Source organism: Meridianimarinicoccus zhengii (assembly GCF_003254465.1).
GTDB lineage: Bacteria > Pseudomonadota > Alphaproteobacteria > Rhodobacterales > Rhodobacteraceae > Meridianimarinicoccus > Meridianimarinicoccus zhengii.
Genome location: NZ_QDFI01000167.1, coordinates 1 through 1,498, shown reverse-complemented (window position 1 = coordinate 1,498; position 1,498 = coordinate 1). Strand labels below are relative to the sequence as shown.

The following is a 1,498-nucleotide window of genomic DNA, read 5'->3' as shown; positions in this document are numbered from 1 at the left end:
CTAGGCGACTCTAGGATCCCCCTAGAGGATCCCCTCTCGGTAAGCTCTACCAGGACAGTGCCACCACAATTTTGGAGGATTACAAGAACATGACCAACATCCGCGTAGCTATCGTAGGCTACGGAAACCTGGGACGCAGCGTCGAAAAGCTTATTGCCAAGCAGCCCGACATGGACCTTGTAGGAATCTTCTCGCGCCGGGCCACCCTCGACACAAAGACGCCAGTCTTTGATGTCGCCGACGTGGACAAGCACGCCGACGACGTGGACGTGCTGTTCCTGTGCATGGGCTCCGCCACCGACATCCCTGAGCAGGCACCAAAGTTCGCGCAGTTCGCCTGCACCGTAGACACCTACGACAACCACCGCGACATCCCACGCCACCGCCAGGTCATGAACGAAGCCGCCACCGCAGCCGGCAACGTTGCACTGGTCTCTACCGGCTGGGATCCAGGAATGTTCTCCATCAACCGCGTCTACGCAGCGGCAGTCTTAGCCGAGCACCAGCAGCACACCTTCTGGGGCCCAGGTTTGTCACAGGGCCACTCCGATGCTTTGCGACGCATCCCTGGCGTTCAAAAGGCCGTCCAGTACACCCTCCCATCCGAAGAAGCCCTGGAAAAGGCCCGCCGTGGCGAAGCCGGCGACCTCACCGGAAAGCAAACCCACAAGCGCCAATGCTTCGTGGTTGCCGACGCGGCCGACCACGAGCGCATCGAAAACGACATCCGCACCATGCCTGATTACTTCGTTGGCTACGAAGTCGAAGTCAACTTCATCGACGAAGCAACCTTCGACGCCGAGCACACCGGCATGCCACACGGCGGACACGTGATCACCACCGGCGACACCGGTGGCTTCAACCACACCGTGGAATACATCCTGAAGCTGGACCGAAACCCAGATTTCACCGCTTCTTCACAGATCGCTTTCGGCCGCGCAGCTCACCGCATGAAGCAGCAGGGCCAAAGCGGTGCCTTCACCGTCCTCGAAGTTGCTCCATACTTGCTCTCCCCGGAGAACTTGGATGATCTGATCGCACGCGACGTCTAATTTAGCTCGAGTACCGAGCTTGCATGCCTGCAGGTCATCCGGAGATTACTCGATGAGAACGGCGGTTGTTATTCTCCGCAATCCTAATCTCTAAGTTACCGCATTTATTGAGAATTTCTCCTTTTTCCCTGTCATTTTTCTCCATAATTTCTTCATAAAAAAGCCGGGCTGCATAAAAGCAAACCCGGCCTGATTGAGATAATGAATAGATTTTACTGATGATTCATCATCAATTTACGCAACGCAGCAAAATCGGCGGGCAGATTATGTGAAAGCAAGGGTAAATCAGCACGTTCTGCCAGCTCTTTTGGCAGATCCAACGTTTCACCGAGAATCGCTTCCACGCTCTCTTTAAATTTCGCCGGATGCGCGGTGCCGAGGAACAAGCCATATTCGCCTGGATTCAACTGATCACGCAGCGCACGATAAGCTACGGCAGCGTGCGG

General features: G+C 55.7%; 1 protein-coding gene and 1 pseudogene. One reads left to right on the top strand and one right to left on the bottom strand.

All coding sequences use genetic code 11. From position 1 onward, the window contains the following. The first annotated feature begins 89 nt into the window (after positions 1 to 89). Positions 90 to 1,052 carry a diaminopimelate dehydrogenase gene (locus DDE13_RS22360; RefSeq protein ID WP_040968216.1) on the top strand — a complete coding sequence of 321 codons (963 nt, stop codon included), beginning with the start codon at positions 90 to 92 and terminating at the stop codon, positions 1,050 to 1,052. 212 nt (positions 1,053 to 1,264) lie between these two features. On the opposite strand, the pseudogene DDE13_RS22355 reads toward DDE13_RS22360, so the two are convergent. Further along, a pseudogene (locus tag DDE13_RS22355) lies at positions 1,265 to 1,498 on the bottom strand (hypothetical protein); the annotation flags it as partial.